Origin of the sequence: Maribacter caenipelagi, from assembly GCF_004364175.1 — a bacterium.
Taxonomy (GTDB): domain Bacteria; phylum Bacteroidota; class Bacteroidia; order Flavobacteriales; family Flavobacteriaceae; genus Maribacter; species Maribacter caenipelagi.
The window spans coordinates 174,907-195,703 of the sequence record NZ_SNZW01000013.1; the positions used below are offsets into that span (position 1 = coordinate 174,907).

Below are 20,797 nucleotides of genomic sequence, written 5' to 3' on the forward strand. Positions count from 1 at the left end.
AATTTTATCTAATTTAAAGTAGAATTTAATCACAACTCAAACTAACGTTATTATGCAACTAAAAGGTAAAAATGTACTCATTACTGGGGGTACTCGGGGTATTGGAAAATGTATGGTTCAAAACCTAATTAAAGATGGGGTAAGCAATATTGCGGTCATTGCACGTGACAAACAAAATCTAAAAAATTTATCATTAGAGTATCCAGACGTAAGCTTTATTAGAATTGCCGGTGATATTGCCAATATAGAGGTTCTGCGGGATGCTGCAGCACGTATAGAAGACAAATGGGGTCATTTAGATATTTTGATAAATAATGCAGGTATTGTTTCCGCTGGTCCTTTAGAAGATATACAAGATGAGGATTTATATGATCAGGTTGCTATAAATCTTACCGCTGTAATGTTATTGACAAAATACTGCATTCCGCTTTTAAAATTTTCTGAAGATGCATATATCTTAAATATTTCATCGGGGTTGGGATTAATTGGGATGCCTTTCTATGCGGTATATGGTAGCACTAAAGCTGCTATACGCCAGTTTTCAGATTCTATGCGTAGAGAATTAGCACCTTTAAAGGTTTCGGTTACCTGCGCTTTTCCGACCGCTACAGATACTGATATGATGCAAAAATTCAAAGGCAGAAAGATGGATTCGCCAGAGTATGTTGCAGAACGTTCTTTAGAAGGATTATTTAATAAAGAAATACAAGTTATTTTTGGAGGTGATGAACGACTGAAGGAAAATATCTTGAATTTTGAGGCACCTGAAGAGTTAGATAAGATGGTTGCAGAGAATTATGAGGAACGTAAAACAGCTAGTTTAGATCATAAAGCCGTATAATCTATACAGGGAAATCAACAAACGGCGAACAACTATGAAATTATTTTATAAACTATCATTTTTAATAGTACTTACAGTTATTGTGTCCTGTAAAGAAACCCCTAAATCAGTTAATGAAACCGCTAAAGATGTGGTCGTAGAATCTGATTTTATTGCTATACCCGATTCTTGGGTAAACTCACGAGTTGAAAAAACAAAAGAAAGACTAAATGCATCTGAAGCAGGAAAAGTAATATGGAATGCTATGGAAGCCCATGGTGGTTTAGATACTTGGTACGCTAACGGGCCAATTACATTTCGTTTTAATTATCAGCCTTTAGATGGTAAAACTGCTAGAGATAGTTACCAAACCGTAGATAAATGGAGTAATCGTGCTGTACATACTAGTACTGCAGATAGTTCTGCGAAATTTGGTTGGACAGGTGAACAAGCTTGGGTAATGGCTAAAGACAGTACAGCATTTGCTTACGACACCAAATTCTGGGCGCTAACACCATTATGGTTTGTTGGTCATCCTTTTGTCTTGAGTGGGGAAGGGGTGAACTTAGAGCTGTTAGAACCAACAACTTTCAAAGAGCATGATTACAATGTGGTAAAAGTTACTTTTGATGCGGAAACTGGTGATGCTCCAGATGATTATTATATTCTATATGTAAATAAGGAAACTAGTAAATTGGCGGTAATGAGATACATTGTTTCATACCCTGAGTATTTTAAAGATGGTGGGCACGCACCAGAAAAGTTTACTGAATTTATTGGCGAACATGTAGTTGATGGTATTACCATGCCAGGTGGTTTTAAAACGTATTGGACGATTAAAGACGATCAGCCAGGTGACTATATCACTAAAATTGATTTTACAGATGTGTCTTTTGAAAAAGAATTACCTAAAGGTTTTTTTGATGCTCCGGCAGATGCTAAGATTTTGAACTAATTTGTAGTTGATATAAAAGCGTAAAAAAATCCCAAAGGTATCTTTGGGATTTTTTAAAACTATACTGTTGCTTTTCTTTTTAAGCTTTCTTCGCTTTATATTGCGAAGCTACCGCCGCACCAATAATACCTGCGTGATTTTGAAGCTTTGCGGGTATTACTTTGGTGTCGATTTTGATTTTAGATTTAAACTCATCAAAATCTTTTGAGGCACCACCACCAAGAATAATTAAATCTGGAGAAACTATCAATTCAACGTATTCTAAAAAGGTGTTGAATCTTTTGCCCCATTTTTTATACGATAATCCTTCGCGGTCTCTTGCTGATCCTGCTGCCCATTTTTCAATTTTAGAATATTTTTTATATGGAATTTGTCCTAACTCGAAATTAGGAATCAATCTTCCATCTAAAAATGCACCACTACCTAAACCAGTGCCGATGGTGATCATAACAACGAATCCTTTTTTGCCCTTACCGGTACCATAGTTCATGGTAGCATAACCAGCAGCATCTGCATCATTGATTACGGTAAAATCTAATCCGGTTTTCTTTTCTAATAATTCTTCGACATTTACACCCAACCAGCTTTTATTTAGATTGCCGGTAGCTTTACAGACACCGTTCTTAATAATAGTAGGAAAACCACAGCCAACTTTGCCTTTGTAATCAAAATGCTTGACAATTTGGGCAATTACATCGGTCATTGCTTCTGGTGTTCTTGGTATGGGAGTGGGTATTCGAAAACGTTCAGAAATCATTTCTCCGGTTTCAGAATTAACTAACGCTCCTTTAATTCCAGAACCACCTACATCAATACCTAGTAAAGTCATTTTATATTTTGTTATGAATTACAAAGAAACGAAAAAGAATCGGGTCTTTGAATTGAGATTGTTTTTGTGAATATACATATCATTTTTGTCCTGTTTTAGAGCATAAAAAAAGGACCTTTTAAGGTCCTTTATATGTATTTTACATTGGCATTAGTAATTTGACTATAGTGCTAACTTGAATTTCTTCATCGTCTTCATCCATCTCTGAATCTACAGTGAACGTGATCATGAATTGTTTACCAACGAATTTTTCGCTGTTTAAATCGAATTCATTTGCAACATCATCTGTAATGTTAGAGAATTCTGTAGTGTAACCTTCACCATCAGAAAAAACGTAAACGCCATCAATATAGCCCTCATAAGTTCCGTTCATGGTACTAGTTTCTTGACCAAAAGTGGTCAGAGAAGAAACTGCTACGAACAATACGATTAAAAGTGATTTCATTTTTTAATTGTTTAGTTAATTATTGATTTTTTTGTCCGTTTTTTAAGCCTTGTTTGTCGACTTAAAAAGTTGATACAAATGAAATCTAATTAGTTGAATAACGAATAATTTTATCATTTTATTATGAATCTTTTTTTTAACCTTAATCTTCTGTAATTCAGTAGGGTGTTTTTACTTGTCTGTGTTAAAATTATTAGTGGTTAGGGAATTAAATAGTCAGAATAGATAGTACCTTTGGCTGATAAATTAATATAAGTCAATTGAAAAAAAGTAAATTATTTTCTCACTTTGTTACACTGACTCTGGTACTCTTTACATTGGTTCATAGTGCTCAGGCGCAATCATCTTTATCAGCCGATAATGTTCAGACATTGGTTGAGAAATATAAAAGTGATATTCGAGGACCATATAAAGACATTCGTTGGTTTTGTACCGATGGTAGCGTTCGTCAGCCTAAGGACCCTTGTCCTGATAATATCGGTCCGGGTGTGCAGCATGCCCGTTATAAAGATGAGGTAGTTGCATTAGGTAAAAGCAATCATATTTATTTAGGTCAGATTCTGACATATACGACTATTGATGAGCTTTGGGATGGTAATCATAACCATTCTCGTTTAAAACAATTTCAATTAGATAAATACTTGCGCTTGGTTGATAACGGATGGATCAATCAAAAAGGACAATTTTATAGAGGTTCGGTTCAGGTAGAAGATGAAGAAGCTTGGGGTATCGATTTTTATAGATCAATCTTATCAAAAGATGCAGTGGTTGCTGATAACTTCTATCTTATTCGTCAATCATTAAAAGATATACCTCACAATGGCGATGATAATGTTGCGCAGCTAATGCGAAGCGAATCAAAGGTAATTTCAGATTTGTATGTTCCGTTTATGGATTTAAGAACTAAAATTCATAGTCAGCCCGAAAAAACAGATATTCAAAAAGTAATCGATTTTAAATCTAAAAATCAAAAGTCACTGACTTCCGATTTAAATAAAAAGTTGGACGGACTGATAGCTACGATGAATACGTTCTTTAAGCCCGTAGATGTTCAGGCGTTGTTGAATAAATCAAATTTAATAAAGGGTACAACCTTAGGCGATAAAGTACAGTCATTTGTAAATGGTAGATCGAATGATGAAACTGCTTCATATTCAGTAAATGAAACGGCACAGTTACTTTTAGAGATTAGGGAAGGGCTGCTTAATGAAAATAGACCTTTAGCACGATTACAATTGCTTGATATTTCTTTAAAGTTAGAAGAACTATTATTTCAAAATGCACCAAATTGGCAGCCTACAACGGTAAGCGGACAATTAGAAAAAATTTGTGCGTTGACAACGGCATCGGTCGGTGCAGGGTATTTAGAATTATGGGAATGGGAGCAGGTTTCTGGCGCGCTTAGTAAGTTCAACCAAGATCAATTGAGCTTGGCAGAACTAACCCAGGTATTAGAAACGGCAAGAGCTGCGGTAGAATGGAGTGCGGCCATGGTAAAGGCAAATTATCAAGAAGTGGTCAATATATATAGCACATTTGAACCCAAAGCTTATGCGTTTATAGATGATAGAATTAGAGGTTCGGTAGCATTACATTTAGGTCAAAGTGTAGGTGAATTGGGTGATTTTATTTCTAAAGAATCGGCCTTGACCAACAAGGTGATGGATGTTGCTGACCAAAGTGCGTTTAGAGGGTTAAACCCAGGGTATGCTTTTGGTGAGTTGGTTGTCGTAGATGGCTCATCTGAAGATATTGAAGTATCTGCAGATAAGATTTATATTTTTCAACGTTCCCCATCAGACTTAAAACCTGTTGCCGGTATCGCTACCGTGGCAGAAGGTAATATGGTATCGCATGTACAATTGTTGGCGCGTAATTTAGGGATACCAAATGCAGCTCTATCTGATCAGAACCTTCAGAGCCTTAAGAAATATGATGGTGACCGTGTGTTCTATGCGGTTTCTAATAAAGGCAATGTAATTCTGAAACCGGAGTCTCAGATGACGGATCAAGAACGGGGACTATTCGTAAAGAAAGAACGTAATATCGATAAGATTGAGGTTCCTGTTGAAAAAATTAAATTGGGCAATACCGATGTTTTGAACATGCGCGATGTTGATGCCAGTGATTCTGGAGCGTTATGCGGACCAAAAGCTGCAAATCTTGGGCAGTTGAAGAAGATGTTTCCTGATCAGGTGGTTGAGGGATTGGTGATTCCGTTCGGAATTTTTAGAGATCATATGGATCAGAAAATGCCCGGAGAGAATCGTTCTTATTGGGAATATTTGAATGCCATGTTCAAAGAAGCCGAGCGTATGCGAAATGCAGATGTGCCAGAACCAGAAGTTGAGAATTATCAGTTACGACAATTAGAGACTTTAAGGGGTGCCATCAAAAAAATGCCGTTGAAAGAAGATTTTATGAATCAACTGGAAACAAAATTCAAATCTGTTCTTGGGTCTGATTTTGGAAAAATTCCCGTGTTCTTACGTAGCGACACCAATATGGAGGATCTTAAAGAATTTACTGGTGCAGGGTTAAATCTGACACTTTTCAATGTGTTGAATAAAGAGAAAGTATTAGAAGGTATAAAAGATGTATGGGCTTCACCATATACCGAACGTAGCTTTAAATGGAGGCAGGTGTATTTGTTGAATCCTGAGAATGTATTCCCTTCTATTTTGGTGATACCAAGTGTAGATGTAGATTACTCGGGGGTTTTGATTACTAAGGGTATTAATTCAGGTAATGATAAGGACTTGACCGTTGCTTTTAGTAGAGGTGCAGGTGGTGCTGTAGATGGTCAGTCGGCAGAAACGTATACTATATATAATAATGGCTATCGTTTATTGGCGCCTGCACGCGAGCCAATGTATAATACCTTACCAGCTACCGGTGGTACTGGTAAAAAAGTAGCTACTTTTCAGAATAGGGTAGTGAATGAAAAGAACATGGCCGAAATAAAGACTTTAGCAAAAACTATTCGTGAAACCTTACCTAAAGAAACAAATTCAGATTATGAAGGCGCCTATGATGTGGAGCTAGGTTTCAAAGAAGATAAATTATGGTTGTTTCAAATAAGACCATTTGTTGAGAATAAAAAAGCGTTGAGTTCTACGTATTTAGAATCTATTACACCGAAAATTAATACAGAGAAAGAAATCTCGTTAAAGACAAAATTGTAAAATGAAAAGGACCTGCATGTTTTTAATTGTTTCATTGTTTCTTGTTTTCACTGCGTGTGATTTAGATGACGACGATGGGGTTGATGAAGAACTTCCGGCGATAACCACTGCAGGATTAAATACATTTGGATGTCTTATTAATGGACAAGTGTATGTGCCTAAAAAAGGGAGCTTTTGTCTAGACTGTGCAAATACCCCAAAATTACAATTGACATATGGCGAGATTTTTGAAGGGTATCGATTTGCTTTAGGGACTCATAATGATATAGATGGATATGTTTCCATGACATTGGAACTATTTAATGGTTTAGAGCCTTTAACCGAAGGTGAATATTCCCTTTCACAAACTATATTAGAAGGTAACGATATTCCTATTGCTAATGCTTCTTGTTGGATTAATAAAAAAATTAGTGGCGAAAAAATTGAGTCAGAATTTTACTCTAATGAAAACATTGGCGGAGTTCTGGAAATCATTAAAATTGATGAAGAAAAAAAGTTTATATCTGGGACTTTTTATTTTTCAGCTTTGGATGGCAATGGTCAATTCGTTAATATAACCGATGGTCGATTTGATGTTACGTATAAGAGTTTTTAAGAATTAGTATTGATATGATTATGAAGAAAATTATAGTATTGTTAATCGTAGTTTTAAGTGCATCTGCATTTACTACGTATAAATATTACCCAATAGATGGTTACGAACGTACTGGCATTAAACGTTTAAAGCGTTTAGAGATGATTAAAAACGGGGAGGTCAAAGATGCATTTGCACTACCTGTCGGAGCAATGAAATCGTACAGTGATATTCAATTGAACTTACTATCGAGAAAAAATGATAGTGCTATGGGATTGATGCAGGTAAATGAAGATTTTCAGAAGGAGATTAGTGCACTTTTTCGAGGATTGGATAAAAGTTATTCCCTGACTGTTTTAGATATCTCCGACCCAGAAAATGTGCGTTATGCCGAACGAAATGAAACTGCTGGCTATCAACCGGGTAGTGTAGGTAAATTGGCTGTATTAATAGGATTGTTCACACAGTTAGAAAAAATTTATCCCGATTCATTCGAAAAAAGAACAGAGCTGTTAAAGAACAAATCTGTAAAATCGGGAGTATGGGGCTTGACAGATGAGCACACCATTCCTATCTATAATGTTGAGAAAAATACATTGGTAAAGCGCCAGGTAATTGCTAGCGATGTGTTTTCATTATATGAATGGGCAGATCACATGTTGTCGGTTAGTAATAATGGTGCGGCAAGTATTGTTTGGAGAGAGGTTTTGCTAATGGCGGCATTCGGAGAGAAATATCCAGACTTGACCCAAGAGGAAACAGATGCTTACTTTAAAGAAACGCCAAGAAAAGAGTTGACCGATTTAAGTAATGATGTAGTGAATTTACCATTGCGCAATTTAGGTATTACATCAAATGAGTGGCGTTTGGGTAGTTTTTTCACAAGAGGAACAAATACCTATGTAGGTGATAAAGGTGGGAGTATCGGTTCTCCTCAGGGATTAATGAAATTCTTGGTGCAGCTTGAACAAGGTAATGTAGTCGATGAAGCTTCAAGTTTAGAAATGAAAAGATTGATGTACATGACCGATCGAAGAATTCGTTACGCACAATCGCCAGTGCTGAAAGAAGCAGCGGTGTATTTTAAATCGGGCTCCTTATACAAATGCGATAGAAGCAAGGGTGAAACTTGCGGTAAATATATGGGGAACGTTACCAATTTTATGAATTCTGTTATCATTGTAGAGCATCCAGATAATTGTAGATACATGGTGGTTTTAATGACGAATGTACTACGTAAAAATTCTGCTAGCGACCATATGTATTTGGCAGGTAGTATTGATAAGATTATTAGAAATGGGTAAAAGCATAAGTTCGAGTAAGTATAAAACTTTTTTGTATGATTATATTTAGGATTTAAACTTAGCTTGCAACTCTTCAACAATAGATTCTACCTTTTTATTTTTTGCAATTCGGTCAAGAACAATGGGCGAGTTTTGTCGTTCTTTACAGTTTTTAATGGCGCAACGCTCGCAAGTAACTCCAACTTGTTGGATTTTAATATTGGCATCTTCTAAAAACTTTACCTTTCTAGAAAGCTGTTTGTTCATCAATAAGCCAATGCTTATGCTTCTAAATTGATTGTCTTTAAAGGGGTCTTTTGTGGCAGAAGATAAAACGATATAGCTATTGTCCTCACCATCATATTCAGAGATTTGAATATCAAATTCGTGATCCTTTTGGCTCATTTTAATATCATTTAGCACCTTTAAAGAAACCCAACGACGACAATAATGTTCATTGGTTTCGTTGGCTCTGGGAGAGTGTTGGTGAGAAAGGTGCAATTCTTTTTTTAAATGGTATTTTTTGCTGCCTAATCTATGTGTAAAACGTAAGAAAAAAAGGTTTTGAATGTTGAATGAATTCGGTAATATATTTGTTAGTCGTTGATAAACAGATTCTGGTGATGCATTAAAACTATTAATAAGGCTCAAGAACTTTTTAGTGTCAAAATGGTCAGTTTTGAATACTTCTTCAAGCTGAGGAACCAATTGAGTTTTAGGTATAACCAGTGCACCTGCAAAATAAGATGCGTAGAAATTATTCAAGACCTGATCAAAATTGTCAAATTTTATCCAAGGAAAAGAGTATAACCTATCTGTATAGGCCAAAAAATTATAACCTATTTCTTTTGCATAGATGAATGCTCGTTGCGGCTCGTTAATATCGGCAGAGAGCAATAGTGTTTTTGTTTCGGGTACAAATAATGAACGTAAGTTTTCCAAAGCCTCATATTTCTCCAATTCACCATTGTTTATAGAATACCCGTATTCTTCAATAAGTATTTCCTCTAAATCTTTTGAAGTGAGCGTTTTTGATAAGTTTAAATGATAGGCTTTAGCAAATTTTAATACTTGTTGCTCTAGATCGTCAAAGTAATTGTTGTTAGCTTCTTGGTAGGATCGTAACGACGCCAAGAAAAAACTCTCCCTGCTAAAACTATAATGCTGGGCTATTTCAATTATGGTACTAATAAATGCATTGACCTTTGCAGGTGCCGTTGCTACAATGTCTATAAGGTCACTTTCCTTTATTCCGAAAAGCTCTAGCGGAATCTCCTTTAAAATCTTGGAGCGAAGTAGATCGCCAATTGGGGCTAAATTTTTGTCTAGCTTCAAAGAGACCATTTGATCGTACGGTACATCCAGTTTTTCAGCAAGTAGAATGATTTTATCTGGCTTCGGATATTTTTTTCCTTTCTCAATCTCGTTCAAATAAGATTTTGAAAGTCCGCAAATTTTAGACAACCCAAATAAGGATAAATTCTTATCGGTTCGAATTTGCTTCAGTTTTAAGCCGAAAATGAGTTTAATATATTCTTGTTCCATAATAAGTTTTAAAGATACTACATTTTGCGGATAACTTTAAAAAAGTGAATTTTATCTATTTAGCGAACGTTCGCTTGTTTTGTAAAATATTTTATTCTATCATTGTGTCAACAAAAACTTTTACAATGGAAAACACGATTTTAAAACATCCGAAAATTCAGTTCGCTAATCAGGTGGATCATTACTATCCTGAGATTCTAACTGACAGTGCTTTAGAGTTTCTTACAGCACTACATGAGAAATGTAACACCAAAAGATTAGAGCTACTTAAAAACCGTGAAGTCCAGCAAGAAGTCTTTGATAGGGGTGAGTATCCTCATTTTCCTAAAGAGACCAAATCTATTCGTGAAGGTGTATGGACCGCAGGTACTATTCCCTCAGATCTACAGGATAGGAGGGTAGAAATTACCGGACCGGTAGATCGTAAGATGATTATTAATGCTTTGAATTCCGGTGCCAAAACGTTTATGGCAGATTTGGAGGATAGTAATTCGCCAAGCTGGAAAAATAGTATTGAAGGGCAGCAGAATTTGATGGACGCCAATACAAAGACTATTAGTCTAACGGATACCAAGCGTGGTAAATCTTATGAATTGAATGAAAACACTGCGGTGTTGTTGGTAAGACCTAGAGGTTTGCATCTAAACGAAAGGCACTTGTTGATCAATGATGAGGAGGCATCAGGTAGTTTGGTAGATTTTGGACTGTACGTGTTTCATAATACCAAAACAATGATGGAAAATGGAACTGCACCATATTTCTATCTACCAAAATTAGAGCATTATACAGAAGCGCGTTGGTGGAACGAAGTTTTTGAATTCGCCCAAGAGTATTTGAGTGTGCCTACTGGTACTTTTAAAGCAACCGTTTTGGTAGAAACCATTACCGCTAGTTTTCAATTGGATGAAATTATTTTCGAACTGAAAGACCATATCGTTGGGTTGAACTGTGGCCGTTGGGATTATATTTTCTCTTACATCAAAAAATTCAGAAATCATGCTGGTTTTGTGGTGCCTAATAGAGATCAGGTAACTATGACCACACCCTTTATGGATGCCTATGCAAAATTGGTGGTTCAAAGGTGTCATAAACGTGGCATACTTGCTATTGGTGGTATGGCGGCTCAAATTCCGATAAAGAACGATGAGAAGGCTAATGCCGAAGCGTTGGAAAAAGTAAGAAAAGATAAAGAACGCGAAGTTCAAAACGGTCATGATGGTACTTGGGTGGCTCACCCAGCTTTGGTAGAAGTTGCTATGACCGAATTTAACAAACATATGCCTACGCCAAATCAAATGCATGTGCTGCGAGAAGATGTACATGCAACTGAACAAGACCTTGTGGAAATTCCAAGAGGTACCATTACAGAAGCGGGTATTAGAAAGAATATCAATGTTGGTATTCTGTATACCGAAGCTTGGTTAAGAGGCTATGGCGCCGTAGCACTTTATAATTTAATGGAAGATGCCGCTACAGCGGAGATTTCTAGAACCCAATTATGGCAATGGCTACAAAATGAAGTCATTTTAGCCGATGGCCGTAAGTTGACCAACGAACTGTACATGGAAATTTTCGATAACGAGGTGGAAAAATTGATCACCGAAGTGGGAGAAGAAAACCTGAAGAACAGCAAGTTTGAATTGGCAATACAACTGTTCGATAAACTGGTGGTGACAGATGATTTCGAAGAATTTTTAACCTTACCCGCCTATAAATTCATATAAATAAAAACGATCCTGCCATTGCGGCAACAATGTGCAGGATCTCATTATCAATAATAAATAACGTATTTCAAAATTATGAAAAATTTAGAACAAAGCAAGTACAGTTCGGCATTGGAGACCGTAAGAAACTTAAAGCAAAAGTATGGTTCAACTTGGAACGATATCAACCCTGAGAATGCTGCAAGAATGGTCGCTCAAAACAGATTTAAAACTGGCTTGGACATTGCCAGATATACTGCGGCCATCATGAGAAAAGATATGGCGGAGTATGATGCAGATTCGTCTAAATACACACAATCTTTGGGCTGTTGGCACGGATTTGTGGCACAGCAAAAAATGATTGCCGTTAAGAAACACCACAAAACGACCAATAAAAAATACTTATACCTTTCTGGGTGGATGGTGGCTGCTTTACGATCAGAATTTGGACCGCTACCTGATCAGTCCATGCATGAAAAAACTGCCGTGCCTAGTTTAATCGAAGAAATCTATGATTTTTTACGTCAGGCAGATGCTATTGAATTGAACGATCTGTTCAGAAGATTGGAAAATGGAGAAGATGTTCAAGATGAAATCGATAATTACGAAACCCATATTGTACCGATCATTGCTGATATTGATGCTGGTTTTGGAAATGAAGAGGCCACTTATTTATTGGCCAAGAAAATGATACAGGCCGGTGCTTGTGCCATTCAGATAGAAAATCAGGTTTCAGATGCCAAACAATGTGGCCACCAAGACGGTAAGGTGACCGTACCTCATGAAGATTTCATTGCAAAGCTAAATGCAGTACGATACGCGTTTATTGAGTTGGGAATTGACGATGGGGTAATCGTAGCCAGAACAGATTCTGAAGGAGCCGGACTTACCCAAAAATTGCCTGTAAGTCAAGAATCTGGCGATTTGGCGTCGAAATACCTTGCTTTTATTGAAGCTGAAGAAATTGATATTACCGATGCTCGCGAAGATGATGTTCTTTTAAAAAGAGACGGTAAATTGGTGCGCCCAATTCGTTTGCCAAACGGATTGTATAAATTTAGAAATGGTACCAATATAGATAGGGTAGTGTTAGATTGTATTACCAGCTTGCAAAATGGTGCTGATTTACTGTGGATTGAAACACCAACGCCAAATGTGAAGCAAATTGCTCATATGGTAAATAGAATTAGAGCAGTAGTGCCTAATGCGAAATTGGTATATAATAACTCGCCTTCGTTTAACTGGACATTGAATTTTCGTGGTCAGGCTTATGATGAAATGCTTGCCGAAGGTGAAAATATGACGGAATACGATAGAAATAATTTAATGTCAGAAGCGTATGATACATCAGAATTGTCGTACCGAGCTGATATGAAAATTAGAAGTTTTCAAGTTGATGGTGCTAGGGATGCCGGTATTTTTCACCACCTAATTACATTACCTACATATCATACTACTGCATTGCTTATGAGTGATCTTACTGAAGGTTATTTTGGTGAAGAAAGTATGTTGGCGTATGTAAAAGGGGTACAAAGACAAGAAATACGTAAAGGTGTGGCTTGTGTAAAACACCAGAGAATGGCGGGGTCTGATCTTGGTGATGATCACAAATCGTTTTTTGCCGGTGATAAGGCATTAAAAGCAGGTGGAGCCAATAATACGTCAAACCAATTTGACGCGGTATCCAACACAAAGAAAGTTGAAAAAGAGGTAGAAGTGTTAACCTAAAGAACTGTTTTGCTTACTTTCCTAAAATGGGTCAGCCTGTGGGTTGGCTCATTTTTTTATGCTTTACATCCATTATTTGCTAAATCTTGGTTAAAATTTTTTATATATCAAAGCACTTGCTTAGTTTTGTAGTGGAATTAGAAATCATGGCACGCAAAAAACAATATAACGAAGCTGAAGTCATAGAAAAGGCAATGCGCCTGTTCTGGCGTAATGGCTATGAGAGCACATCGGTTCGTATGTTGGAAAAGGAAATGGGTATCAACCAGTTCTCAATATATGCCAGTTTTAAAAATAAGGAGGGTGTATTTTTAGAGAGTATTAAACTGTATAATGCTCAAATTAAATCCATCACAAATACCTTGGAAAATTCCAATAACGGAGTAGAAGGAATCAAAAATTATTTTTACGATTTTTTAGACTTCTCAAGAGAAGGTGCAATTTTTAAGGGCTGCCTGGTTACCAATACGGTAAACGAAATAAAAGAAGATTCCAACCCTATTATTATGGCGGCATTAAAACGCTTTTCTTTAAATATTAGAGAATTGTTTGTAAGGAATCTTAAACAAGACGACGAAAGGGATGTAAAAGAAATAGAAGCACAAGCCGACTATTTAATGAACGCTCTTTTAGGACTGTCCATTTCATCTAAAGTGTTCAATGAAGCAACGCTTAAAGATATTATTAGAATGACGTTCTTACACTTGTAGCATTTTTTTTAATTAATAACTAAGCAGTTGCTTAGATTTAACATAAGTATAATAATTATTAAAATCAGAAACATTATGACAACTTTAAAAGTACACGACATTGAATCTGCACCAGAAGGTAGCAAGCCATTATTGGAAAACTCTCTAAAAGCATTTGGCATGGTACCAGGTCTTCACGGGGTACTTGCATCGGCACCAAAAGCTTTGGAAGGTTACCAAGTATTACATCAATTATTTACTGAAACTTCGTTCAATAACGATGAGTTGACCGTGGTATGGCAAACGATCAATGTTGAGCATGCATGTCACTATTGTGTACCTGCACATACCGGTATTGCAAATATGATGAAGGTTGATGAAGCTATTACTGAAGCTTTACGTAATGAAACTCCTTTGGCTGATGAAAAATTAGAGGCTTTACGTACGTTCACATTAAGTGTTGTTCGTAACAGAGGTAACGTAACGCAAGAAGATTTAGATGCTTTTTACGCTGTAGGTTACGGTGAACAACAAGTATTGGAAATTATTTTAGGCTTGGCGCAAAAAACGATTAGTAATTATACTAACCACATTGCACATACGCCGGTAGACGATGCTTTCAAAAAATTTGAATGGTCTAAATAAATTGGTTTCGTAATTCCCCCTAAGAAACCATGGGTTGATTGTTGCAAACCTTCTGCTTATGGGCAGAAGGTCTATTAATTAACAAAACCCTAATATAATAGAATCGTCTTGTAGTAAAGTAATAAGTAAGTTAGGGTAGTCTATATATCGATTTCTTAATTACGCTATTAAGTAATCTTAATCTGTAACACTTAAAAAAAACTAGAAAATGAAAAAAGTAGCAATTAACGGAATGGGACGTATAGGAAGAGCCTCTTTAAAGGTGATTTTAGATACGCCAGAATTAGAATTGGTAGCGGTAAACGATATTGTATCCATAGAAAATATTGCTTATTTACTAAAGTATGATTCTGTGTATGGTATATATGAAAAAGAGGTTTCTCATGATGAGAACAACTTGATTGTAGATGGTAAGAATATTGAATACAACTCGCAACGCAATCCTGAAGATTTACCTTGGGCATCACATGAAATTGATGTCGTAATTGAAAGTACCGGTTTCTTTACCAAGAGTGAAGATGCCAAAAAACATATTAAAGCGGGTGCCAAATCGGTTATAATTTCCGCTCCTACAAAAAGTGAAGATATACCAACAGTAGTACACGGTGTTAATACCGATGCCGGGGAAACCAATATTTTCTCTTGTGCAAGTTGTATCACCAACAATATTAGTCCGGTAGTAGAAGTATTGGGGCGTAGAGTTGGAATTAAAAAAGCGATCATGACAACGGTACATGCCTATACCGCTTCTCAAGGTATTGTAGATGCACCTTCACAAAAGAACATGAGAATGGGACGTGCCGGTGCAGCCAATATTGTACCTACATCAACGGGTGCGGCTATAGCAACTACCAAAGCGTTACCTGAATTTGCCGGTAAGTTTGATGGTGTTGCCCTACGTGTACCTATTCCGGTTGGGTCGATGTCAGATTTAACTTTTGTGACCGAACGCGAAGTAACTCCTGAAGAAATAAATGAAATCTTTAAGGAAGAAGCGGCAACGGACAGGTATAAAAATATTCTAGACACCACAGATTAGCCTTTGGTCTCTTCCGATATTGTAAAGAATCCGCATGCTTCTACGGTCGATTTAGGAATGACTAGAGTCGTAGATGGTGATTTATTGAAAGTGATGACCTGGTACGATAACGAATGGGGTTTCACCAATCAAATGATCCGTCAAATATTAGCTGAAATCAAATAAACAAAGCAGTAGGTATTTCTGGTCTTCAGGAATACCTACTTTCTTTTTACTATATAAATATAAAACATGATTAAAGTATCTGTAATGTATCCGAACAGCGAAGGCGTAAAGTTCGATACGGAATATTATAAAAATACACACTTGCCCATGGTTCAAAAACTAGTGGGCAGTGCATTGAAAGATTTGGAATTGGATCTTGGTATTGGTGGCAGAGCGCCAGGCGAAGCGACACCCTATGTAGCCATTGCTCATTTAAAATTTGATGACGTTGCTTCTTTTCAAGCAGCTTTTGGTCTGCATGCGGTAACATTTGCAGATGATGTAAAGAATTATAGCAATGTGCAGGGCAAAATTCAGATTAGTGATCTGGTATCTTTCTAAACCAATTGTTAATCAGAACAATTAGTTGCCTAGTGGTTGGTAAATGGTTTTAATAATCGGTTGAATAAAAGCATATGGAAAATACAGATGTATCTATTGAAAAATTGGCGCAACAATGTTTCCATGCGGTTTTTAAAACAGATACCGATAAACCTGGTTTTCATCATTTTTATTTTGGTAAGAATAATACACCGTTAGAGTTTAGAACGATCATGACAACACTAAAAAAGGAACTGTCCCTTTTGAGTGAAACCCATTTTTCTAAAAAATTAAGTTATCATTGGTTGGTGCGTTTCGATCAGCAGGTGAATACTCCTTTTCATGTAGATAATGCAGGCGATCAATCTTTTCTGTTATTAGGTTATGAACCTAGCGAGGTGGAAAGTGAGTTGCACATTGCAGACTATCATGCCTTTGCAAAAGCAAATGATCATGAGCATATAGTCAATTTCACTCCCGTGTTTAAAGAGGATGAATCTCTATTGGCGCCTTTTACAACGAAATTAAAATCGTTTAATAAGGAAGCGTATCATATTGTGATTATGAATAATAGCAACGCTACGCTTCCGGCAGCAACGCTAGGCGTATATCATAAGGCGGTTATTGTGAAGCAGGATTTTAGTAAAAGTAGGGTAGTAAATTCTATGGTGTTGAATATGACATCCGAAGATAGAAGTTTTAAAGATCGCCAAATGGAGGAAAAATACTTGAATACAACTACCATTAGTACATAGTAACGGTCAATTAATCTAGACGAATAATACGTTTGTTGACTTTTAAGAATGAAATTATGGGTGAAAAATTAAAAATAGATATTGTATCGGATGTAGTATGCCCATGGTGTGCTATAGGATACAAAAGGTTGGAAAAAGCAATTGCCGAGCTAGGTTTTGAAGATAAGGTATCGATTGAATGGCAGCCGTTTGAACTCAACCCGGGCATGCCGCCAAAAGGTCAAGACCTTACTGAACATATTGCCGAGAAATATGGTTCTACTTTAGAGCAACAACAAGCATCGCAACAGAACATGACCGATATTGGGGAAGAACTTGGTTTTAAGTTCGACTATTTTGAGGGTATGCGTATGGCAAACACTTTTGATGCTCACGTATTATTGGAGTATGCCAAAGATTTTGGTAAACAGACCGAGCTTAAACTGCGACTAATGAATTCCTTTTTTAATGAAAGGCAAGATGTGTCCGATAGAGCAGTGCTAAAACAAGCTTTGTTGGATGTTGGTTTAAATGCCGATGAAGCATTGGCAAATTTAGATAGCGAAGAAGCCAGATACGAGGTAAGGAATAAACAGGGACAATGGAAAAACATGGGTGTAAATTCCGTTCCTACCATTGTTTTTAATATGAAAAGTGCCGTTACCGGGGCACAACCTGTAGATACGTTTAAACAGGTGCTTATTGATTTGGTAGGGTAGTTGACGAAAAACAAATAAAAGCTATGAACAAGATTATTTATTACGTTGCTACGGGAATATTTACTATGGTAATGCTGTTTTCAGCTGGCATGTACTTTTTTAATCATGAGTATGTAAAAACGGCCTTTACCAGTTTGGGCTACCCAACTTATTTAATTTATCCATACGCAACCGCAAAATTACTGGGGTTGTTCGCTATTTGGAATCCTAAATTTCATTTGATCAAAGAATGGGCATATGCCGCGTTTTTCTTTGCGGTGCTATTAGCATTTTTTGCACACATTATGGTAAGTGATGGGGAACAAATGGCAGCGGTAATTGCTTGGGTGGCATTAGTAGTTTCTTATATATTTAGTAAAAAGATTTAACCTCATGAAACGAATATTGTAATATGGATACAACTATACCGAATAAAAATATACGCCCAAAAGTGTTGTTCTTTGATGTCAACGAAACGCTTTTAGATCTTACTAAAGTTAAAAAAGAGGTAGGCAAAGCATTAGGCGGTAGGGAAGATTTGCTCTCCCTTTGGTTTACAACAATGTTGCAATATTCATTAGTAACTTCAGCTAGCGGTCAATACAAACCATTTGGGCATATAGGTGCTGCCGCATTACAAATGGTAGCTGCAAACGTTGATATTTCTCTAACGGAAGAAGAGGCGCGTACCATTATTTCTGGAGCAATGGGTAATTTACCCGCACACCCAGAGGTTAAAGAAGCGTTGGCTCAATTAAATGCTGCCGGATACAAATTAGTCGCATTCACCAATTCATCTAAAGACGGATTAAAAAAACAATTTGAAAATGCCGGACTAACCGAGTATTTTGATGAAATGCTAAGCGTTGAACCAACAGGTAAGTTCAAACCATTTACGGAAACCTACGCATGGGGAGCAAAACAAATGGGACTAGAACTAGAAGAGTGTATGCTCATCGCAGCCCACGGCTGGGATGTTGCTGGGGCACTTTGGGCAGGTTGGCGAGCAGCATTTATTGGTAGACCTGAACAACAAGTATATCCGTTAGCGCCCAAAACAGAAATAGTGGTATCTGACTTAAAAAAAGCAGCAAACATTTTAGTTTCTTACAACTAAAACTCTAGCCATTTCATTTTCAAATTAAAAGCATCTTAGAATATGTATCTTTGCTTTACCATTAACTAAAGAACGTAATACATGTTTAAAAGAACACTATTTATTGCCCTAATTACACTTACCCTAACTTCTTGCTGGAAAGATAGAAGCCCTGAAGATCTTATTCGTTTAAAAGATAAATTCAAGTCTCAAGTAGACGATTTTGAGAATAAAAAAGAGACCGCAAACAAAAATGTGAACAGAGGTCTACAATCTCTAAACGCTTTAAAAAGCGCTTTAGAAGATACCAAGAATGAAGATAAGGAATTCGCCAAGGTATATGGTGATTGGGAAAAAGTAGATTGTCGAGTTAATAACTTGAATAAAGAATACGAAGATTTAGAAGAGAAAGCTTCCAACTTATTTACGGCAATGGAAACACAGACCAATAGCCTAAGTGATGAAAAGAGTAAAAAAACACTTTTGGGAGCTATAGAAAAGGCACGAGCCAAATACAATGCAACATTGGCGAACACTTCTACGGCTATAGAAAAATTAAGGTTGTTACATGGTGATGCCGTTGAGGTGGTGAAGGCATTAGAAGTAGCTGCAGCCCTTAACTCTTTCGATAATATCAATGATCAAATGAAAAGTATAGAAGGTCGTGTAGACGGCATCATGCAAGAATTGAACGTTGCTGTTGTAGAGAGTAAGAAATTATACGAGAAGAAAATCACCGAATTAGGGGAGGAGTAGTAGAGCTTCTTTTACTTTTAAATTAGAAACAGCCAGTATTTAATAATATTGGCTGTTTTTTGTGCGATATATTTAAATGAAATATGGTACTATTAATTGTTGATGGTCGTGATTTTTTTGGATTAACCATCAAATACTTTGCAGCCAAATGAGTCGATTTTCTTTAATTGAAAATTGTATCTTTCTTAGTTGAATTAGGTATTGCACATATTAATGCAATTAACAGAAAACCTAAGTAGTAAAGGAACAATACAAAATCATAAAATGCATTACGAAATATTTGAACCGCAAGAGAATTTAAAAGAGTGGGTTAAATGCTATTGGAATTTAGAAAGTGATTTTGAAAACACACCTTTAAAGAATACGATTGTTCCAGACGGTACAATGAAACTTATTTTTCATTATGGTGATACTTATAAACATCATCCAAATAATAAAGAGAGTATAATTCTTCCAAATTGTTTTTTAATTGGGCAATTGACAAAACCATATGTTGTAGAACCGTTAGGTGTTACGGGTTCTTTTGTAGTTAGATTTCAGCCTAGCGGATTTTTACCTTTTACCAATATTTCAATTAAAGAAATTCAAAATACTGCGGTACCCATAGAGGAATTATTTGGAAAGGAAGGAGTGAAAATTGGAAATCAAATTTTAAATGCTAACGCTACCTCAGAGAGGATAGCACTAATTGAAACTTTTTTACTTGAAAGATTAACCGAGAAAAATGTAATTGACAATATTGTAAAATCAACGGTAGATATCATTATAGAAGCCAACGGACAATTTTCTGTAAATGAACTATCAGAACAAAACAATATTAATCGCAGACAATTAACACGAAAATTTTCTTCGACGATAGGTCTAAGCCCAAAGCAACTTATAAAAACTTTAAGAATTCAGAATACACTAAAAACACTGCTTACAAAAGAGATTACAAGTCTTACAGATTTGGCTTATGAGAATGAATACTTTGATCAAGCACATTTTATAAAAGATTTTAAAGAGTTTACAGGGTTGACTCCTAAAGAATTTTATGGAGATGATTTAAAAATGTCCATGATTTTTGATAGTGAAGATTAGCCTTGTCCCATTTTTACAATTTTAAAGTTTTAAGTTATAGCATATTTGTATTGCAATTAAGCAACAAAACTATAAAGCAAATAATATGAAAAACGTAAATCCTGTAAACTGGTTCGACATCAATGTATCAAACTTAAACAACGCAAAAGAGTTCTATGAAACTGTTTTTAATATTAAACTTGTTGATTTTCCTATAGAATTTGGTAAACAATCTGGTTTCCCTTTTGATTCAAAAGGTTTGAATATTACCGGTGCGTTAGTGGAAAGGGAAGATTTTACGCCTAATGGCAATAACACAATTATATACTTTGAATCTGAAGATTGTACCACCGAAGAAAACTTAGTTGAAAATGCTGGAGGAAAAATTATAAGATCAAAAATGTCTATTGGTGAATTTGGATTTATATCTATTTTATGTGATAGGGACGGAAACACAATAGGGCTTCACTCAATAAATTAAAGGTGAAG

General features: G+C 36.2%; 20 protein-coding genes and 1 pseudogene. 18 read left to right on the forward strand and 3 right to left on the reverse strand.

Annotation, left to right across the window (positions count from 1 at the left end; genetic code table 11):
* Positions 1-52 precede the first annotated feature (52 nt).
* Both DFQ03_RS05665 and DFQ03_RS05670 read left to right on the forward strand, forming a co-directional pair.
* Entirely contained in the window at positions 53-841 is a 789-nt protein-coding gene (locus tag DFQ03_RS05665; protein WP_133672207.1) for an SDR family NAD(P)-dependent oxidoreductase, read from the forward strand.
* 34 nt (positions 842-875) lie between these two features.
* Positions 876-1,775, forward strand: a complete 900-nt coding sequence (locus DFQ03_RS05670) for a DUF6503 family protein (protein ID WP_133672208.1) — start codon at positions 876-878, stop codon at positions 1,773-1,775.
* A 79-nt stretch (positions 1,776-1,854) separates the two neighbouring features.
* Here the strand turns inward: DFQ03_RS05670 and ppgK are convergent, their stop codons facing one another.
* Both ppgK and DFQ03_RS05680 read right to left on the reverse strand, forming a co-directional pair.
* Complete coding sequence (gene ppgK, locus DFQ03_RS05675) at positions 1,855-2,604, reverse strand: polyphosphate--glucose phosphotransferase (RefSeq protein WP_133672209.1); 750 nt, start codon at positions 2,602-2,604, stop codon at positions 1,855-1,857.
* A gap of 139 nt (positions 2,605-2,743) precedes the next feature.
* Entirely contained in the window at positions 2,744-3,049 is a 306-nt protein-coding gene (locus tag DFQ03_RS05680) for a hypothetical protein (RefSeq protein ID WP_133672210.1), read from the reverse strand.
* 260 nt (positions 3,050-3,309) lie between these two features.
* Between DFQ03_RS05680 and DFQ03_RS05685 the strand changes: the two genes are divergently transcribed.
* The 3 genes from DFQ03_RS05685 to DFQ03_RS05695 are packed head-to-tail and all read left to right on the forward strand — an operon-like array spanning position 3,310 to position 8,112.
* Entirely contained in the window at positions 3,310-6,234 is a 2,925-nt protein-coding gene (locus DFQ03_RS05685; RefSeq protein WP_243834431.1) for a PEP/pyruvate-binding domain-containing protein, read from the forward strand.
* Position 6,235: 1 nt separating this feature from the next.
* Positions 6,236-6,829: a hypothetical protein gene (locus DFQ03_RS05690; protein WP_133672211.1), complete on the forward strand. Its 594-nt coding sequence runs from the start codon at positions 6,236-6,238 to the stop codon at positions 6,827-6,829.
* 20 nt (positions 6,830-6,849) lie between these two features.
* Positions 6,850-8,112, forward strand: a complete 1,263-nt coding sequence (locus tag DFQ03_RS05695; protein WP_133672212.1) for a serine hydrolase — start codon at positions 6,850-6,852, stop codon at positions 8,110-8,112.
* 45 nt (positions 8,113-8,157) lie between these two features.
* Here DFQ03_RS05695 and DFQ03_RS05700 read toward each other — a convergent pair whose 3' ends face one another.
* Positions 8,158-9,636, reverse strand: a complete 1,479-nt coding sequence (locus tag DFQ03_RS05700) for a helix-turn-helix domain-containing protein (protein WP_133672213.1) — start codon at positions 9,634-9,636, stop codon at positions 8,158-8,160.
* A 125-nt stretch (positions 9,637-9,761) separates the two neighbouring features.
* Between DFQ03_RS05700 and aceB the strand changes: the two genes are divergently transcribed.
* The 13 genes and pseudogenes from aceB to DFQ03_RS05765 all read left to right on the forward strand — a co-directional run bounded on the left by aceB (position 9,762) and on the right by DFQ03_RS05765 (position 20,789).
* Positions 9,762-11,360 carry a malate synthase A gene (gene aceB / locus DFQ03_RS05705; protein ID WP_133672214.1) on the forward strand — a complete coding sequence of 533 codons (1,599 nt, stop codon included), beginning with the start codon at positions 9,762-9,764 and terminating at the stop codon, positions 11,358-11,360.
* A 75-nt stretch (positions 11,361-11,435) separates the two neighbouring features.
* A complete protein-coding gene (locus DFQ03_RS05710; RefSeq protein ID WP_133672215.1) occupies positions 11,436-13,067 on the forward strand; it encodes an isocitrate lyase in 1,632 nt (543 codons plus the stop codon).
* A 146-nt stretch (positions 13,068-13,213) separates the two neighbouring features.
* A complete protein-coding gene (locus DFQ03_RS05715; RefSeq protein WP_133672216.1) occupies positions 13,214-13,777 on the forward strand; it encodes a TetR/AcrR family transcriptional regulator in 564 nt (187 codons plus the stop codon).
* A 75-nt stretch (positions 13,778-13,852) separates the two neighbouring features.
* A complete protein-coding gene (locus tag DFQ03_RS05720) occupies positions 13,853-14,401 on the forward strand; it encodes a carboxymuconolactone decarboxylase family protein (RefSeq protein WP_133672217.1) in 549 nt (182 codons plus the stop codon).
* Positions 14,402-14,609: 208 nt separating this feature from the next.
* A pseudogene (gap, locus tag DFQ03_RS05725) lies at positions 14,610-15,605 on the forward strand (type I glyceraldehyde-3-phosphate dehydrogenase).
* 66 nt (positions 15,606-15,671) lie between these two features.
* Positions 15,672-15,986 carry an EthD family reductase gene (locus DFQ03_RS05730; protein WP_133672218.1) on the forward strand — a complete coding sequence of 105 codons (315 nt, stop codon included), beginning with the start codon at positions 15,672-15,674 and terminating at the stop codon, positions 15,984-15,986.
* Positions 15,987-16,060: 74 nt separating this feature from the next.
* The gene (locus DFQ03_RS05735) at positions 16,061-16,720 is read left to right on the forward strand and encodes a hypothetical protein (protein ID WP_133672219.1); all 660 of its coding nucleotides are present in this window, start codon (positions 16,061-16,063) and stop codon (positions 16,718-16,720) included.
* A 56-nt stretch (positions 16,721-16,776) separates the two neighbouring features.
* The gene (locus DFQ03_RS05740; protein ID WP_133672220.1) at positions 16,777-17,418 is read left to right on the forward strand and encodes a DsbA family oxidoreductase; all 642 of its coding nucleotides are present in this window, start codon (positions 16,777-16,779) and stop codon (positions 17,416-17,418) included.
* Positions 17,419-17,441: 23 nt separating this feature from the next.
* A complete protein-coding gene (locus DFQ03_RS05745; protein WP_133672221.1) occupies positions 17,442-17,786 on the forward strand; it encodes a DoxX family protein in 345 nt (114 codons plus the stop codon).
* A 23-nt stretch (positions 17,787-17,809) separates the two neighbouring features.
* Positions 17,810-18,514 (forward strand): haloacid dehalogenase type II, encoded by a 705-nt coding sequence (locus DFQ03_RS05750; protein WP_133672222.1) that lies wholly within the window; start codon positions 17,810-17,812, stop codon positions 18,512-18,514.
* An 81-nt stretch (positions 18,515-18,595) separates the two neighbouring features.
* Complete coding sequence (locus DFQ03_RS05755) at positions 18,596-19,249, forward strand: hypothetical protein (RefSeq protein ID WP_133672223.1); 654 nt, start codon at positions 18,596-18,598, stop codon at positions 19,247-19,249.
* A 264-nt stretch (positions 19,250-19,513) separates the two neighbouring features.
* Positions 19,514-20,329, forward strand: coding sequence for a helix-turn-helix transcriptional regulator (locus tag DFQ03_RS05760; protein ID WP_133672224.1), 816 nt, complete (start codon positions 19,514-19,516; stop codon positions 20,327-20,329).
* A gap of 85 nt (positions 20,330-20,414) precedes the next feature.
* Positions 20,415-20,789 carry a VOC family protein gene (locus tag DFQ03_RS05765; RefSeq protein WP_133672225.1) on the forward strand — a complete coding sequence of 125 codons (375 nt, stop codon included), beginning with the start codon at positions 20,415-20,417 and terminating at the stop codon, positions 20,787-20,789.
* Positions 20,790-20,797 lie beyond the last annotated feature (8 nt).

Bases quoted from the DNA above. Each gene is read 5' to 3' on its own strand.
- DFQ03_RS05735 (WP_133672219.1), top strand. From the start codon at position 16,061: ATGGAAAATACAGATGTATCTATTGAAAAATTGGCGCAACAATGTTTC.
- DFQ03_RS05710 (WP_133672215.1), top strand. From the start codon at position 11,436: ATGAAAAATTTAGAACAAAGCAAGTACAGTTCGGCATTGGAGACCGTA.
- DFQ03_RS05750 (WP_133672222.1), top strand. From the start codon at position 17,810: ATGGATACAACTATACCGAATAAAAATATACGCCCAAAAGTGTTGTTC.
- aceB (WP_133672214.1), top strand. From the start codon at position 9,762: ATGGAAAACACGATTTTAAAACATCCGAAAATTCAGTTCGCTAATCAG.
- ppgK (WP_133672209.1), bottom strand. From the start codon at position 2,604: ATGACTTTACTAGGTATTGATGTAGGTGGTTCTGGAATTAAAGGAGCG.
- DFQ03_RS05755 (WP_133672223.1), top strand. From the start codon at position 18,596: ATGTTTAAAAGAACACTATTTATTGCCCTAATTACACTTACCCTAACT.
- DFQ03_RS05700 (WP_133672213.1), bottom strand. From the start codon at position 9,636: ATGGAACAAGAATATATTAAACTCATTTTCGGCTTAAAACTGAAGCAA.
- DFQ03_RS05740 (WP_133672220.1), top strand. From the start codon at position 16,777: ATGGGTGAAAAATTAAAAATAGATATTGTATCGGATGTAGTATGCCCA.
- DFQ03_RS05765 (WP_133672225.1), top strand. From the start codon at position 20,415: ATGAAAAACGTAAATCCTGTAAACTGGTTCGACATCAATGTATCAAAC.
- DFQ03_RS05670 (WP_133672208.1), top strand. From the start codon at position 876: ATGAAATTATTTTATAAACTATCATTTTTAATAGTACTTACAGTTATT.
- DFQ03_RS05690 (WP_133672211.1), top strand. From the start codon at position 6,236: ATGAAAAGGACCTGCATGTTTTTAATTGTTTCATTGTTTCTTGTTTTC.
- DFQ03_RS05760 (WP_133672224.1), top strand. From the start codon at position 19,514: ATGCATTACGAAATATTTGAACCGCAAGAGAATTTAAAAGAGTGGGTT.
- DFQ03_RS05730 (WP_133672218.1), top strand. From the start codon at position 15,672: ATGATTAAAGTATCTGTAATGTATCCGAACAGCGAAGGCGTAAAGTTC.
- DFQ03_RS05720 (WP_133672217.1), top strand. From the start codon at position 13,853: ATGACAACTTTAAAAGTACACGACATTGAATCTGCACCAGAAGGTAGC.
- DFQ03_RS05745 (WP_133672221.1), top strand. From the start codon at position 17,442: ATGAACAAGATTATTTATTACGTTGCTACGGGAATATTTACTATGGTA.
- DFQ03_RS05665 (WP_133672207.1), top strand. From the start codon at position 53: ATGCAACTAAAAGGTAAAAATGTACTCATTACTGGGGGTACTCGGGGT.
- DFQ03_RS05680 (WP_133672210.1), bottom strand. From the start codon at position 3,049: ATGAAATCACTTTTAATCGTATTGTTCGTAGCAGTTTCTTCTCTGACC.
- DFQ03_RS05695 (WP_133672212.1), top strand. From the start codon at position 6,850: ATGAAGAAAATTATAGTATTGTTAATCGTAGTTTTAAGTGCATCTGCA.
- DFQ03_RS05715 (WP_133672216.1), top strand. From the start codon at position 13,214: ATGGCACGCAAAAAACAATATAACGAAGCTGAAGTCATAGAAAAGGCA.